This is a genomic window from Herbaspirillum sp. Her2, assembly GCF_057961375.1.
The window spans coordinates 1,331,569-1,346,843 of the sequence record NZ_CM176331.1; the positions used below are offsets into that span (position 1 = coordinate 1,331,569).

14 protein-coding genes and 1 tRNA gene are annotated in these 15,275 nt (G+C 61.6%); 11 read left to right on the forward strand and 4 right to left on the reverse strand.

Features of this window, described 5'->3' with window-relative positions; translation table 11 throughout:
- Positions 1-47: 47 nt before the first annotated feature.
- The 4 genes from pyrG to pnuC all read left to right on the forward strand — a co-directional run bounded on the left by pyrG (position 48) and on the right by pnuC (position 4,175).
- Positions 48-1,700 carry a CTP synthase gene (gene pyrG, locus ACWHXP_RS06070; protein WP_310837392.1) on the forward strand — a complete coding sequence of 551 codons (1,653 nt, stop codon included), beginning with the start codon at positions 48-50 and terminating at the stop codon, positions 1,698-1,700.
- A 115-nt stretch (positions 1,701-1,815) separates the two neighbouring features.
- Complete coding sequence (eno, locus tag ACWHXP_RS06075) at positions 1,816-3,099, forward strand: phosphopyruvate hydratase (RefSeq protein WP_039785546.1); 1,284 nt, start codon at positions 1,816-1,818, stop codon at positions 3,097-3,099.
- Positions 3,100-3,153: 54 nt separating this feature from the next.
- Entirely contained in the window at positions 3,154-3,546 is a 393-nt protein-coding gene (ftsB, locus tag ACWHXP_RS06080; protein ID WP_121041673.1) for a cell division protein FtsB, read from the forward strand.
- Between the two features lie 23 nt (positions 3,547-3,569).
- Complete coding sequence (gene pnuC / locus ACWHXP_RS06085) at positions 3,570-4,175, forward strand: nicotinamide riboside transporter PnuC (protein ID WP_134135877.1); 606 nt, start codon at positions 3,570-3,572, stop codon at positions 4,173-4,175.
- Between the two features lie 20 nt (positions 4,176-4,195).
- Here pnuC and ACWHXP_RS06090 read toward each other — a convergent pair whose 3' ends face one another.
- The 3 genes from ACWHXP_RS06090 to ACWHXP_RS06100 all read right to left on the reverse strand — a co-directional run bounded on the left by ACWHXP_RS06090 (position 4,196) and on the right by ACWHXP_RS06100 (position 7,501).
- The gene (locus ACWHXP_RS06090; protein WP_489634233.1) at positions 4,196-5,818 is read right to left on the reverse strand and encodes a GGDEF domain-containing protein; all 1,623 of its coding nucleotides are present in this window, start codon (positions 5,816-5,818) and stop codon (positions 4,196-4,198) included.
- A 295-nt stretch (positions 5,819-6,113) separates the two neighbouring features.
- Complete coding sequence (locus tag ACWHXP_RS06095) at positions 6,114-6,767, reverse strand: response regulator (protein WP_121041669.1); 654 nt, start codon at positions 6,765-6,767, stop codon at positions 6,114-6,116.
- Positions 6,768-6,841: 74 nt separating this feature from the next.
- Positions 6,842-7,501 carry a sensor histidine kinase gene (locus tag ACWHXP_RS06100; protein WP_489623083.1) on the reverse strand — a complete coding sequence of 220 codons (660 nt, stop codon included), beginning with the start codon at positions 7,499-7,501 and terminating at the stop codon, positions 6,842-6,844.
- 231 nt (positions 7,502-7,732) lie between these two features.
- Between ACWHXP_RS06100 and ACWHXP_RS06105 the strand changes: the two genes are divergently transcribed.
- Positions 7,733-7,809 (forward strand) — tRNA-Arg (locus tag ACWHXP_RS06105).
- 116 nt (positions 7,810-7,925) lie between these two features.
- On the opposite strand, the gene ACWHXP_RS06110 is transcribed toward ACWHXP_RS06105, so the two are convergent.
- Positions 7,926-8,363, reverse strand: a complete 438-nt coding sequence (locus ACWHXP_RS06110; RefSeq protein ID WP_489634232.1) for a response regulator — start codon at positions 8,361-8,363, stop codon at positions 7,926-7,928.
- Between the two features lie 461 nt (positions 8,364-8,824).
- Here ACWHXP_RS06110 and ACWHXP_RS06115 point away from each other — a divergent pair, with 461 nt between their 5' ends.
- From ACWHXP_RS06115 to ACWHXP_RS06140, 6 genes are all read left to right on the forward strand, one after another.
- Positions 8,825-9,940, forward strand: a complete 1,116-nt coding sequence (locus ACWHXP_RS06115) for a patatin-like phospholipase family protein (RefSeq protein ID WP_121041664.1) — start codon at positions 8,825-8,827, stop codon at positions 9,938-9,940.
- 105 nt (positions 9,941-10,045) lie between these two features.
- The gene (locus ACWHXP_RS06120; protein WP_489634231.1) at positions 10,046-11,686 is read left to right on the forward strand and encodes a methyl-accepting chemotaxis protein; all 1,641 of its coding nucleotides are present in this window, start codon (positions 10,046-10,048) and stop codon (positions 11,684-11,686) included.
- 247 nt (positions 11,687-11,933) lie between these two features.
- Positions 11,934-12,479 (forward strand): iron transporter, encoded by a 546-nt coding sequence (locus ACWHXP_RS06125; protein ID WP_039785564.1) that lies wholly within the window; start codon positions 11,934-11,936, stop codon positions 12,477-12,479.
- Positions 12,480-12,585: 106 nt separating this feature from the next.
- Positions 12,586-12,936 (forward strand): cupredoxin domain-containing protein, encoded by a 351-nt coding sequence (locus tag ACWHXP_RS06130; protein WP_039785565.1) that lies wholly within the window; start codon positions 12,586-12,588, stop codon positions 12,934-12,936.
- 64 nt (positions 12,937-13,000) lie between these two features.
- On the forward strand, positions 13,001-13,879 hold the full coding sequence (locus tag ACWHXP_RS06135; RefSeq protein WP_134222675.1) for an FTR1 family iron permease: 879 nt from the start codon (positions 13,001-13,003) through the stop codon (positions 13,877-13,879).
- A 56-nt stretch (positions 13,880-13,935) separates the two neighbouring features.
- Positions 13,936-15,273, forward strand: coding sequence for a 4Fe-4S binding protein (locus ACWHXP_RS06140; protein WP_121041658.1), 1,338 nt, complete (start codon positions 13,936-13,938; stop codon positions 15,271-15,273).
- Positions 15,274-15,275: the final 2 nt, after the last annotated feature.

A 15,275-nucleotide genomic window follows, 5' to 3' on the forward strand; every position in this document is an offset into this window, starting at 1 on the left:
GGGTATAATTTGAATTTCCCGCATGTGCCGTTCGGCACTCATCTGTAATGACCAAGTTTGTATTTGTCACTGGCGGCGTCGTGTCTTCCCTGGGTAAAGGGATTGCCGCCGCGTCCCTGGCTGCGATCCTCGAATCGCGCGGCCTCAAAGTCACCCTCCTGAAGCTCGATCCCTACATCAACGTCGACCCCGGCACGATGAGCCCGTTGCAGCACGGTGAAGTGTTCGTCACCGATGACGGCGCCGAAACCGACCTCGACTTGGGTCACTACGAGCGTTTCATCTCGGCCAAGATGAAGAAGGTGAACAATTTCACCACCGGCCAGGTGTATGAATCGGTGATCCGCAAGGAACGCCGTGGCGAATACCTGGGCAAGACCGTCCAGGTGATCCCGCACATCACCAACGAGATCCAGGAATTCATCCATCGCGGCGCCGAAGGTTTCGAAGTGGCGCTGGTGGAAATCGGCGGCACCGTCGGTGACATCGAGTCGCTGCCCTTCCTGGAAGCTGCGCGCCAGCTGAGCCTGCGCTCCGGCCGCAACGCCACCGCCTTCGTCCACCTGACCCTGGTGCCGTTCCTGGCCTCGGCCGGCGAACTCAAGACCAAGCCTACCCAGCACAGCGTGCAGAAGCTGCGCGAGATCGGCATTTCGCCCGACGCGCTGCTGTGCCGTGCCGACCGCCGCATTCCTGACGACGAACGTGACAAGATCTCCCTGTTCTCCAACGTCGCCGCCGACGCCGTCATTTCGGTGTGGGATGCCGATAGCATCTACAAGATTCCGCAGATGCTGCACGACCAGGGTTTGGATACCATCATCTGCGAAAAGCTGGGCCTGTCGCCCAAGCCGGCCGATCTGTCGATGTGGGACAAGCTGATCGATGCGCAGAACAATCCGTCGCACGAAGTCACCATCGGCATGGTCGGCAAGTATGTCGACCTGACCGAGTCCTACAAGTCCCTGACCGAAGCGCTGCGCCACGCCGGCATCCATACCGGCAGCCGCGTCAACATCGAGTACCTGGATTCGGAAGAGATCGAAGCCAACGGCACCGATAGCCTGAACAAGTATGATGCCATCCTGGTCCCGGGCGGCTTCGGCAAGCGCGGCGTGGAAGGCAAGATTGCCGCTGCCCGCTACGCCCGTGAGAACAAGGTCCCGTATCTGGGCATCTGCCTGGGCATGCAAGTGGCGCTGCTGGAATATGCCCGCAACAAGGCCGGCCTGTCCAAGGCCAACTCGACCGAGTTCGATCCGGATACCGAGCAACCGGTGGTCGCTCTGATCGACGAATGGCAGAATCATGATGGCAAGGTCGAGCGTCGCGATGCCAATTCCGACCTGGGCGGCACCATGCGCCTGGGCGCGCAGACCTGTGCGGTCAAGCCGGGTACCCTGGCGGCCGAGATCTATGGCGACAGCGTGACCGAGCGTCACCGCCATCGCTATGAAGCCAACAACTTCTATCTGACCCGCGTGGAAGAAGCCGGCATGGTGGTCTCGGCCCGTACGCCGACCGAAGACCTGTGCGAAATCATGGAACTGCCGCGCACCGGCGAGAACGCTCACCCGTTCTACATCGGCGTGCAGTATCACCCGGAGTTCAAGTCCACCCCGCGTGATGGTCATCCGCTGTTCATTTCGTACATCCGTGCAGCACTGGCGCACCACGCGGCCTTGAAGGGCCAGGCATAAGCTGCTGGCCTGATGCGTGAAACGGCTGCCGTCGGGCGGCCGTTTCAACATGGGCGCCCCCGGCCACCGGGCCTGCACCCGCCAACAATTTTTAAAACCTCGATGGAGATCTGGAATGAGTGCAATCGTTGATATTATCGGCCGCGAAGTGATCGACTCGCGTGGCAATCCGACCGTGGAATGCGACGTGCTGCTGGAATCTGGCGTGCTGGGCCGCGCTGCCGTGCCTTCGGGCGCCTCCACCGGTTCGCGCGAAGCGATCGAACTGCGCGACGGCGACAAGAGCCGCTATTTCGGCAAGGGCGTGCTGCAAGCCTGCGAAAACATCAACACCGAGATCTCGGAAGCCATCATGGGCCTGGACGCCAATGAGCAAGCCTTCCTGGATCGCACCCTGATCGACCTGGACGGCACCGAGAACAAGAGCCGCCTGGGTGCCAACGCCATGCTGGCCGTCTCGATGGCCGTGGCCAAGGCCGCTGCCGAAGAATCGGGCCTGCCCCTGTACCGTTACTTCGGTGGCAGCGGCTCCATGCAGATGCCGGTGCCGATGATGAACGTCATCAACGGCGGTGCCCACGCCGACAACAACCTGGATATCCAGGAATTCATGATCATCCCGGTCGGCGCACCGAGCTTCCGTGAAGCCCTGCGCTACGGCGCCGAGGTGTTCCACACCCTCAAGAAGATCCTGCACGACCGCGGCCTCGCCACCTCCGTCGGCGACGAAGGCGGCTTCGCCCCGAACGTCTCGAGCCACGAAGAAGCCATCAAGCTGATCATCGAAGCCATCGAGAAGGCCGGCTACGAGCCGGGCACCCAGATTGCACTGGGCCTGGACTGCGCCGCTTCCGAGTACTACAAGGACGGCAACTATCACCTGGCCGGTGAAAACATGGTGCTGACCCCGGCGCAAAAGACCGGCCTGCTGGCATCGTGGTGCGACAAGTACCCGATCATCAGCATCGAAGACGGCATGGCCGAGAACGACTGGGCCGGCTGGAAGCTCTTGACCGAAACCCTGGGCAAGAAGGTGCAGCTGGTGGGCGACGACCTGTTCGTCACCAACACCAAGATCCTCAAGGAAGGCATCGACAAGGGCATCGGCAACTCGATCCTGATCAAGATCAACCAGATCGGCACCCTGACCGAGACCTTCGCCGCCATCGAAATGGCCAAGCGCGCCGGCTACACCGCCGTGATCTCGCACCGTTCGGGCGAAACTGAAGACTCGACCATCGCCGATATCGCCGTGGGCATGAACGCTCTGCAGATCAAGACCGGCTCCATGTCGCGTTCGGATCGCATGGCCAAGTACAACCAGCTGCTGCGTATCGAAGAAGATCTGGGCGACATCGCCAGCTATCCCGGCCGCGCTGCGTTCTACAACCTGAAGTAAACAAGCTTGCGGTGCCGACCCTGAAGGCAGGCACCGCATCGAGAGCTCCCGGCTATGCGCCTGATCATCCTTTGCCTGTCCTTCCTGCTGGTCGTGATCCAGTATCCTCTTTGGCTGGGGAAGGGTGGTTGGTTCAAGGTCTGGGAGCTCGACCGCCAGGTTCAACTGGCACACAAGAAGAACGACGAACTCAAGGAACGCAACGCCAAGCTGTCCTCTGAAGTGGACGACCTGAAGCAGTCCAAGGGGGCCGTCGAGGAACGTGCACGCTTTGAGCTGGGCATGATCCGCCAGAACGAAATCTTCATTCAGCTGCTCGATGGCAGCTCCGGCAAGCCTGCGGCAGCCGTCAATCCGAATCCCTACATGCCTGGTTCCGGGCAGCCCAACAGTGTCTCCGTGCCGGCCAATGCGCCCGCCGCCGGTGGCCGTGTCGCCTCGCGCTGAGCACCTGCAGTTTTTTCCTTCACATGCGTCCTGATACCCCGCTGGTGTGGCTTGGCCTGAGCACCACGCCACTGGAACTGGTCTCCTTCGCGCTGGCCGTGATCACGGTCTGGCTCAATATTCGCCAGAATCACTGGGCATGGCTGTTTTCGATTCTCTCTTCGTTGTTGTACGCGGCCGTCTTCGCCGATGCGCGCCTCTATGGCGACGCCGGCTTGCAGTTCGTCTTCGTGGCAGTGTCAGTATGGGGCTGGACGCAGTGGCTGCGTGGCGGCGACCAGCACCAGGCTTTGCAGGTATCGCAGTTGGCCGCACGTGGCTGGGCAATCATGGCAGTCGCCTGGCTGGGCGGGTGGCTGCTGCTGTCCTGGTTCCTGCAGCGTTATACCGACACCGATGTGCCGCATATGGATGGCTTCCTCACGGCGGGCAGCCTGGTCGGGCAGTTCCTGTTGTCTCGGAAGAAGCTGGAAAACTGGCTGGTCTGGATCGCGGTGGACGTGCTCTACGTCGGCCTGTATCTCTACAAGCACCTGACGCTCACCGCCATCCTGTACGCACTGTTCGTGCTGATGGCGATGGCCGGCTGGCGCAGCTGGCAGCGTGCGCTGGCGGACATGCGGCGCTGAAGCGCCGGCAGCGGATCCCTTCAGTCCGGCGACGGCAGGCTGGGAGCGTCCGCCGGCGGATCGGCAAAGACGATGCGGTTCTTGCCGGCATTCTTTGCCTTGTACAGCGCCACGTCGGTGCGCTTGAGCAATTCGGCCTGGCTCTCGCCGGGATGATAGACCGACACGCCGGCACTGAAGGTAATCAGCAGGCGCTGGCTTTCATGCATGAAGATGCGCTTGGTCAGTTCGCGCTGTACGCGGGTGATGATCTGCACCGCATCCTGCGGGCTGGTCTCCGGCATGAGGATGACGAACTCTTCGCCGCCGAAACGCGCAATCACATCCAGCTTGCGCAAGGTTTCCCGGATCACCTGCACCAGGTGCACCAGCACTTCGTCGCCGGTGGCGTGACCATGCGTGTCATTGATGCGCTTGAAATCATCCAGGTCCAGCAAGGCCACACACAGTGGCGTTTCGCGGCGCAGGGCGTTGGCGATCTCGCGATCCAGGGATTCATCCATGCCGCGCCGGTTGAGGCTGCCCGTCAACTGGTCTTCGCGCACCAGTTCACCCATCTGCTGCAATTGCTGTTCCAGCGCCTGGATACGTTCTTCGGCTTTTTCCACTTCCTGGCGCGCATCGACCATGGCGTCGCGCGAGCGGGTGGCTTCTTCCTGGGCTTTCTGCGTCTCGGTCATGATTTCGCTGAGCACGCTGTTCAGGTCAGCGATGTTACCGGCCTGGCTGATCTGCTGGGAGAAGCCGCGAATGGTGCGCTGGTAGTTGTCGGTGGTGGAGACCATGGCCGAGAGCCGGTCCACGAAGGTCAGCATCATGTTCTTGACCACCACTTTTTCTTCGGACAGCGTGTTCTTCAGCAGGCCCTGCTTGTAGATCACTTCCTTGAGGTTCTTGGTGGCGTCGGCCAGCGAGGTATTGCTGAGCGGACCGGCGATCAGGCTTTGCACGGTTTCAATCTGGCTCGACAGCCAGGAGCCTTGTTCCAGTAGCCCGTTGATGTTTTCCAGCAGCAGCTGGAACAGGCGCATCAGCAATTCCTGCTGCTGGGCCATGTCGTCGGTCTTGAGCTCGATCTGGAAGCTCAGCTGCTTGACGCGGGTGATGATCTCGTTCATCGCCTGCTCGGAGAACGCCATTTTGAGATCCTGGCCGCTGTTGCGCGACTCGTTGGCCAGTTCCGGTGCGGTCGAGAGCAGCGAGGGCAGGTTGAAGACCAGGATGCGCGCCAGCATTTCGCGCAGCATCTTCTCCTTGATGCTGTCGCGGATGAATTGCCGTTCCAGATCGATCGGCACCAGTTCACCATGCGGCACGGCCGGTTTGGCCGGTACGATGGGTCGGCTCTGCCAGTTGGCGTCAGCGAACTCGATCAACTGGCGCTCGAACTCGGTCCAGTCGCCATTCTCGCGGGCGCGCACGAGGCGCGTGCCCAGCAATCCGTTTTCCCCTGGCTGGCGCGAGAGCTTGGTGGCGAAGGTGCTCAGTGCCGACTCGGCCGTCACGCCGGGCATGCCCCCCTGGATTTCCTCGTAGGCGATGCGATAGGCATCCGGGGTAGGCGAGATGCGACGCGCCCCAAGCCTCTGGAAAGCTTCTCGGGCGATCTCGACGGGCGTGAGCGTGGTCGGTTTCTTGGACATGCCGGCTGGTGACTGTATTGTTGGTGTGATTGTCTGTGTGCCACGGGGAATTTCCTACGGTATCGGCGCAGGTAGGCATTGCTTGAGCACGGCCTTCCACCCCGATCATCGTGCGGACGCAGCCTGGTCTCCCCCCTCAGTTGCAGTCCGTTGCCGCTCGCCCGGAAGGGAGAGGCAAAAATGACAACTAATTGTACGTCAGCGCCTGTTCTCTGGATGCATTTAATAGGAGGAGAAAAGCCCCTTTCCAACTGGGAAGCCAGCGCTTCCCGCGTGACGGGAGCGTGGCGATGGCTTACTCGACCAGATTGTTCTTGAGTGCGTAGTGGGTGAGTTCCGCGTTGTGGCGCATCTTCATCTTGGCCAGCACGCGCGAGCGATACATGCTGATGGTCTTGACCGACAGCAGCAGTTCGCTGGCGATGTCGCTGACGGTCTTGCCGGAGGCGATCATGACCATGGTCTGGTATTCCCGGTCGGAGAGGGTTTCATGCAGCGGGGTGTCGTGGTCGAAGCCGATCTGGTTGGCCAGTTCCTGCGCCAGCGAGGGGCTCACGTACTTGCGCCCGGCCGCCGCCTGGCGGATGGCGGCCAGCAGCTCACCCGGGCTGGCCTGCTTGTTCAGGAAACCGGCGGCCCCCGCCTTGAGCGAGCGGATCGCGTACTGGTCTTCGCGATGGATGGACAGGATCAGCACCGGCAGGTCCGGTTGTTCCTTGCGGATCTGCTTGAGGATATCGATACCGCTGCGGTCGGGCAGCACGATGTCCAGCAACATGACATCGCCATTGCCTTCGCGGGCCAGCTTGATGGCCTCCAGCCCGTTGGCGGCATTGCCGGCCACGACGATGTCCTTGCTGCCGGCGCAGATCTGGCGCAGGCCTTCGCGCACGATGGCGTGGTCGTCGGCGATCAGGACCTTGATGGCGGCGGTGGATTTCTTGCTCATGGGCGGACGGCGACACTCCTCTGGAAGCCTTGCTGCATGCTGCTGAAGGCGAGGGCGTATTCTATAGCGTTCATTCAGTGTGCGACAGGTATGCAGATATGTACGCGAGAACCATGTCCTGCGCGCGCCTCCCATGCGGCGCTGCCGCCCAGGGCTGCGGCGCGCTGGCGCATGTTGCCCAGGCCATGGCCACGCCTGCCATCGCGCCCGGTAGCGGCGGGGTCGAAGCCACGGCCGTTGTCGTCGATGTGCAGATGCAGGCTGTCGCCGGTCTGCTCCACGCGAACCTCGACCTGACTGGCGGCAGCGTGCCGCGCAATATTGTTGAGTGCCTCCCGCAGGATGCGCAGCAGGCTCAGTACCAGGAAGTCGTCCTGTACTGCCAACTGATCCGTGGCCAGGAACCGGCAATCCACTCCGCTCTGGCGGCTGAAGTGGCGGCACTGCCAGCGCAGGGCATCGGCCAGGCCGAACTCGACGATGGGCGGATGCAGATCGTCAATGATGCGCTCCATGCCCTCGCGTGCCTGCTGCAGCAATTGCGCCGCGTAGTCGGCTTGGGGCAGGGCGGCATGGCGCTCCAAGGCCAGCTGTTCGCGCAACTGGCCCAGCGCCATGCCGATGCCGGTCAGCTGCGCGCCCAGCTCATCATGCAGATCGCGGGCGATGCGCGTGCGTTCTTCTTCACGTAGGCGAAAAGCGGCGGACAGGGCGGGGGCAGCTGGATCGGACATTCGGGGCGGATCAGGTCAACGGTGGTGAATATTCCTTCATAATAGCTGTGAGGGACCGGCTGGTCATCCATCCTGCATCAATAGCGTAGATGCGCCGTTGGCGTTCGGTGGCCGTGGCGTTCAGGACCCATCGGATGAAGAGGGAAGAAAAGCCGAATTTCTCGTCAGGCAAAAAAATTTCAAAAAGGGCCTTCCCAAACGGGAAAACATGCTGCTATAATTTTGTTTTTCGCGGCTGTAGCTCAGCTGGATAGAGTACTTGGCTACGAACCAAGGGGTCGTGGGTTCGATTCCTGCCAGCCGCACCAGATTTAAAGGGTCCATCGCAAGATGGACCCTTTTGTCTTTTCTGCTTCCGTTTTTGTTTTTCCGGTGTCTTCTCTGTGGTGCCGCTCCGTGCGGCCGGCAGGGTGTCGTCGCAGGATCAGCCTGGTTCTGTTGTCACCGGAGGATGTTGCAGCCAGTAATTCACGGTCTGGTTGATCAACTGCATGAACTCCCTTGCATCCACCGGTTTGACCAGATAGTCATTGGCCCCCGCTTCTCGCGAGCGGGTGGCGTCGGTTTCGTCGTAGGACGTGGCAAACATGATGACCGGGAGGGCCTGCGTATGTGGCTGGCTGCGCAGCATGTGCAGCAGGTCCAGGCCTTCCATGCGCGGCAGGCGGGGTTCCAGCAGGATCAGGCAGGGCAGGGTGTCGGGGTGGTGTTGTGCTTGCGGGCTGAACAGCGATTCCATGGCCCGTTCCGCATCTTCGAACCAGCCGAAGTCGCACTCCAGCTTGCTGCGCCAAAGGCTGAAGCGCGCCAGTTCCACCGACTCCGGACTGGGATCGACCATCAATATGCTGGGGCGAGACATGCGTTATGTGCGGGACTGGGTATTGTTTTTTGAATGTTGCATTTCTGATTTCCGGCAAGTTTGACATAGCAGGGTGCAGAAATCCATTATTGAATACGCTCGCCAAGCCCGGCAGTGCTTGAGTCTCCCCGATACGACGCATTCCGCCGCGAGCGCGTGATACCGCAGTGAGCTTACGTGAGAATTACAACGCAAGCTTGACTGCCCCCTCCCGACGCCTTTTGCCGCGCTCCTCGGCCTCGATACTGGATCATTCAATTTCTGAATGCCAGATATGCGTGAATAAAATCTCGCACTGCAGCATTTTTTCATTGCTGCTCGGCTATATTCCTGACAGCCGCGTCACAGCTTGAGACGAAATTACGTCGTAAACCGTCATCGCGTACGTGGCGGCGATGCTTCCGGTGCGTCGCACAAAAAATCCAAAAAAATCAGGACAGGCATTCAACAAGGGGAGTGCAATGAAGGTGTCGCCACGACGAAACAGAAAGGCCTTGGTCATCGGGGGCGGGGCGCCCAATTCGACCTTGATCGCCGGGGCACTGGCGGCCTTCCTCGCGGAAGGGGTGGAGTTCGATGTCATCTCGGCCTCCGGTGCCGGGGTGCTCATGGGCTTGCTGGCGACCGCACCACGCGACGCCGCGCCGCAGGACGCACTGATGCAATGGGCGGAAGTGGGTGTGGCCGACAGCATCTACAAGCTGTTCCCGGTCAACTACAAGGTCTTCAAAAAGCCGGGGGCGCAGGCGGAGAACTACCGCGATGCCATGCTGGCGCAATGGCAGCAGATGCCGGGCCTGGCCGCCTCGCCCTTCGCCGCCATGTTCAATCAACACTTCGCCGACGCCTCGGCCAAGTGGAATGACTGGATGCATCTGATGATGTCGGCCTTGTCACCTTCCGACCTGCATTCGGGCAGCCTGGGACTGTGCGCCCATCTTCCCTTCCTCGAGCAATCGATCGATTTTTCGGCGGTGCCGCAGATGCGCCCCGAGTTCTACATCAACGCCTACAACCTCGACCGCCACCAGATGCAGATCTGGAGCAAGGAGCAGATCACGGCGGCGCATGTGCGGGCCTCGCTGTCCTTTCCCTTCCTGTATGCACCCACCGAGATCGATGGCGAGCACTACATCGAAGGCGCGGCGCTCGATACGCTCAACTTCACGCCTTTCATCACCGATCCGGCCACCGGCGTGGCGCCGGCCGGTGAGGTCGATACTCTGGTGGTGCTGGACATCTTGGGCGAGGATCGCCTGATCCGCAAGCCGCGCAACCTGTATGACGCCTGGGTGCGTTCCATCATCACGCCGCTGGTCAAGATCTCCCAGACCGAGCAGCGTCTCTTCGAGCTGGAACACAACCGTGATCCCGCGACCGGCGCGCCGCTGCGCCAGGTGCTCAAGGTCGATCTGATGGCCGGTGTGCCGCAGGATCACTGGCCGCAGGTGCTGGACTGGTCCGCTTCCAACATGCAGCTGCTGTTCGGCGTGGGATATCGCGCCGGCGTCGACTTCTGTCGCCAGCACGGCGAGCTGTTGGGTGCCGTGGCGCAGGATGCGCCGCTGGCCGCGTAGGCGGGCGGGTTGGCCAGCGGGCCTGTTTCTTCATCTCCTTGTTTTGTTGCGTAGCTGAACCGGCGCGCTGCGGCGCGCTTTCCTTTCTCCGGTGAATTTTCCATCATGACCATTACCAAGCGCCTCATCCTCACTCTCTCGACAGCCCTGCTGGCGCTGCTGTTCGTCGGTGCCGACGGACTCTGGCAATTGCAGCGCGCCCAGCAGCGTCTGGAACTGATCCAGAACCGCATCATTCCGGGCATGGACAGCCTCAACCTGCTGAAGGGCTATCTGGCCGATTCACGCCTGGCCGGCTATCGCCTCTCGGTCTTTGCCAACCTGCCCGACAAGACCGCGTTGCAGAAGGCGGTCGATGCCTCCAACAAGGCGCTGGATGAGGAATTCGCCCACTATGAGCGCGATCTCATCTTCGATGAGAAGGACCGCGCCCTGATCCAGGCCGACAAGGCCAACATCGAGGCCTACCGCAAGGCTCTGGTGCCATTCTTCGCCGCGGCTTATGCCAATGACATGGACGGCGTGCGCGCCACGCTGCAGGCCGGGACACCGCTGGCGGTGTCGGCGGCTGCTGCCAAAAAGGGTTTCGACGACCACATTCTGGTGGGTCGCCAGATGATCGATACCCTCAAGCAGGAGAGCGATGCCGCCTATGCCTTCGCATTGCGCGCGATGATCGCCGTGATCGTGGTGGCGGTGCTGCTGACCGGCGTGCTGGGCATCCGCACCCTGCGCAGCGTCACGCGCAGCCTGGGCAAGATCCAGCAGACCTTCGAGCATGTCAGCCAGACGCTGGACCTGTCGCGTCCGGTGCCGGTGGAACGCATGGATGAAATCGGCCGCACCGCTGCTGCCTTCAACAAGCTGCTGGCCCGCATTGTCGATGTGGTGGCGACGACCCGTACCTCGACCGATTCGGTAACCGTGGCGGCGCGCCAGATTGCCGCCGGCAATGCCGACCTGTCGGCCCGTACCGAACAGCAGGCGGCAGCGCTGGAGGAAAGCGCGTCCAGCCTGGAGGAGCTGACCTCGGTGGTGCTCCAGAACACCCAGAACGCCCGTCAGGCCAATGAGCTGGCGCAATCGGCGTCGCACATCGCCTCGCAAGGCGGTGACGTGGTGCGCCAGGTCGTCGATACCATGAACTCCATCAATGCCTCCTCGCGCAAGATCGTCGACATCATTGCGGTCATCGATGGCATTGCCTTCCAGACCAATATCCTGGCGCTCAATGCGGCAGTGGAGGCGGCCCGTGCCGGAGAGCAGGGACGCGGTTTTGCCGTCGTTGCCTCTGAAGTTCGTTCGCTGGCGCAGCGCTCGGCCGCCGCTGCCAAGGAAATCAAGGAGCTGATCGACGACTCCGTGGACAAGGTCGGCAGCGGCAGCAAGCTGGTCGAGCAGGCGGGCGCCACCATGAGCGATATCGTCGACAGCGTGCAGCGCGTGACCCAGATCGTGGGCAACATCGCCGACGCCAGCGAGGAGCAGAGCGCCGGCATCACCCAGGTCAACCAGGCCATTTCGCAAATGGACCAGGGCACCCAGCAGAATGCGGCGCTGGTGGAAGAGGCGGCCGCAGCAGCCCAGGCCTTGCAGGGCCAGGCTGAAAAGCTGGAGAGCGTGGTCGCTGTCTTCCAGCTGGAGGGGCGCGCAGCCATGCCGGTGCGCAGCGTGGATGTGAAGCCCGTTGCGGCTCCGCGAGCGCCGGTAGCGTCCGGCCAAGTCCCTGAGCTGGAAGAATTCTGAGCGCTGAGTTCCGAATCCTGACTCCCGGATTCTGAAGCCGGCACCGGTGGCAGCCTGCCGCTACCGGCGCACTCCGCACCCTGAAAAACCGCCCGGTTTCAACGCCGGGCGGTTTTTCATTCTTCACCTGTTTTTGCGCTTTGGTCAGCATTGCTGTGAAGGATTGCACTAAGGTGCGGCGTCGGCTGCCTCAAAGGGTGATATACTTAATGCTAATCATTATCATTTGTCACCAGGAGAATATGCAATGATCGGTTTCAAGAAACTGGCGGTCGCCGCAGCACTCGGACTGTGCTTTGCAGGTACCGCTTCGGCCGCCGAATACCCCATCGGCAAGCCGCAGATCCAGAACGGCTTTGAAGTCAACGCCGTCTACCTGCAGCCGGTGAAGATGGAGCCGGACGGCATGATGCGCAAGGCAGAGGAATCCGATATCCACCTCGAAGCCGATATCCGCGCCGTGGCCAAGAACCCCAATGGTTTCGCCGAAGGCGACTGGATGCCTTACATGGTCATCAAGTACGAACTGACCAAGGTCGGTTCCACCAAGTCCATCAAGGGCGACATGATGCCCATGGTGGCCAACGACGGTCCGCACTACGGCGACAACGTCAAGCTGGAAGGCCCGGGCAAGTACAAGCTCAAGCTGACGATCTCCTCGCCGCAAGCCAATGAACACGCCCACTTCGGCCGTCACGTCGACAAGGAAACCGGCGTCGGTCCGTGGTTCAAGACCTTCGAGCTGAACTACGACTTCACCTTCGCCGGTATCGGCAAGAAGGGTGGCTACTAAGCAGGTCGCCTGGTCTTGATTCAGACCGCACGTTTGCAGTGATGCGATGCCGGTCCGCGCCGTGATGGCGGACCGGCTTCACCGTTTTGAGAGTTCCGGAGTTTTCATGATCGCAAGAATCGTCCGACTGATCTGCCTGTCCCTGGCTGCGATGGCCATGCTGGGCAGCGCCGTGCAGGCCAGCGCTTCCGACCTGCTGACCTTCAAGCTGGAGATGCAGGATGGCAAGCTCATCCCGCCGCGCATCGAGGTGCCGGCCGGACAGCGCATCAAGATCGAAGTGCACAACATCGGCAAGTCTGCTGCCGAGTTCGAAAGCGTCGAACTGCGCAAGGAAAAGGTGCTGGCACCGGGGGCCCAGTCCTTCGTGGTGATCGCTCCCTTGCGTCCGGGCGAATACAAGTTTTTCGATGACTTCCACCTCAACATGCCGCCCGGCGTGATCGTCGCCAAGTAAGAGGGGATGCGCGCAAGCAGTATCGAAGCAGGGAAGTCCAGGTTTTCAGGAAGGGAAGAGTTTCATGGGACAGGTCATGTTCATCGTCTGGCGCGAAAGCGTCGAGGCGCTTCTGGTGGTCGGCATTCTGTATGCCTGGCTGAAGAACGGTGATGTCGGCGCACGGCGCGGCATTCCCTATCTGTGGGGCGGCGTGGTTGCCGGCGTGGTGCTGGCGGGTGCCCTGGGTGCAGCGCTGCTGGGCTTTTCGGAACTGCTCTCGGGCGACGCCCAGACCTACTTCCAGATTGCCATCGTCCTGATTGCGGCGGTTCTGATCGTGCAGATGGTGTTCTGGATGCGCAAGCACGGCCGCACCTTGAAGAAGGAGATGGAAAGCTCCATGCAGTCCAGCTATGAAAGCGGCAACTGGTGGGGCGTGTTCGTGCTGGTGATGCTGGCGATCGCCCGCGAAGGCAGCGAGACTGCCGTTTTCCTGTACGGCATTGGCCTGGGCCAGCAGGATGCCAGCACGGCGTCGCTGGTGCTGGCAGGCGCGATCGGTTTCGGGCTGGCTTTCCTGACCTTCTATCTTCTGCAGCTGGGCGGCAAGATTTTCTCCTGGCGGCGTTTCTTCCAGGTCACCGAAGTGATTCTGCTGTTGCTGGCGGCCGGTTTGCTGGTCACCGGCGTGGAAAAGCTGTTCGACGTATTGCTGGAAAGCTCCGACATGCTGGCCTCGGCCAACTGGACCATGACCCTGACTGGCCAGATCTGGGATACCTCGGCGCTGCTGGATGACTCCACCACCCTGGGCAGCCTGGTCTCGACCCTGACCGGCTACCGCGCCCGTCCGGCGCTGCTGTCGGTGATCGTCTACGCCCTCTACTGGGTCGTGGTATGTTCGTTCCTTTATCGAAAACCCCAGCCTCAGCTCAAGAGCAAGAGGCAGGAAGCCGTCTGAACCTCATGACAACCTGTACGCAATCGCCGACTCTGCTCACGCGTACCGGAGACTGGATGCGCCGTCATGGCGCATTCATCCGAGGCCTGCAATGGATCGTGGTGGCTGTCTATGCGCTGCTGATCCTGGTCCCGGTGTTCCTCCCGCTGCCTGATGAAACCGCGCATCTCTGGTCCAACCTCACCCTGATCGCCCAGTTCGCCTTCTGGGGCATCTGGTGGCCCTTCGTGCTGGTCAGCATGGTGCTGATGGGCCGTGTGTGGTGCGGCGTTCTATGCCCGGAAGGGGCGCTGACCGAGTTCGCCAGCCGCCATGGACGCGGACGTGCGATTCCCAAATGGGTACGCTGGGGCGGCTGGCCCTTCGTGGCCTTCGCCCTGACCACCGTTTATGGCCAGATGGTCAGCGTGTACCAGTATCCGAAGGCGGTGCTGCTGGTGCTGGGCGGCTCCACCGTTGGTGCCATGATCATCGGCTACCTCTATGGCCGCGACAAGCGCGTCTGGTGCAAGTACCTGTGCCCGGTCAATGGCGTCTTCGGCCTGCTGGCCAAACTGGCCCCGGTTCACTACAAAGTGAACGAAGATGCATGGCGCGCCTCCTATCATCCCGAGCACAAGATCATTCCCATCAATTGCGCGCCGCTGGTCCCCTTGCGCAATATGAAGGGTGCTTCCGACTGCCATATGTGCGGCCGCTGCAGTGGCCACCGCGATGCGATTGCCCTGAGCTTCCGTCCGCCTGCCGTCGAGGTGGTGCACTTCGGCAAGACTCAGAACAACCTGTGGGAAAGCGCCCTGGTGCTCTACGGCCTGCTGGGCATCGCCATCGGTGCCTTCCACTGGACGGTCAGCCCCTGGTTCATCGCCATCAAGCAGGACATCGCCACCTGGCTGATTGACCGCGACATCATGTGGCCTTTCGGGACCCAGGCACCGTGGTGGCTGCTGACCAATTACCCGCAGCAAAGCGATGTCTTCACCTGGCTCGATGGCGCCATGGTCGTGGGCTACATTCTCGCCACCGGCCTGGTGCTGGGCACCGGGGTGGCGCTGATGTTCGGGCTGGCCACGCGCCTGCTGGGCAAGTGGGAGTGGAGCCGCTTCAACCACCTGGTACAGGCATTGATACCGCTGGCGGGCTGCGGCGTCTTCATCGGCCTGTCGGCGACCACCATCAGCCTGCTGCGGGCCGAGCACTGGCCGGTCTATTGGGCCAATGACGTGCGCGCGGCGCTCCTGACGGTCATGACGCTGTGGAGCCTGTGGCTGTGCTGGAAAGTGGTGGCGCGCCATGCCACCCATTGGGTTCAGCAAGTGCTGGCGATGCTGCCGCTGATCGGTGGCCTGGCGCTGGTCAATACCGCCTGGTGGCTGATGTTCTGGGGCTGGTAAAG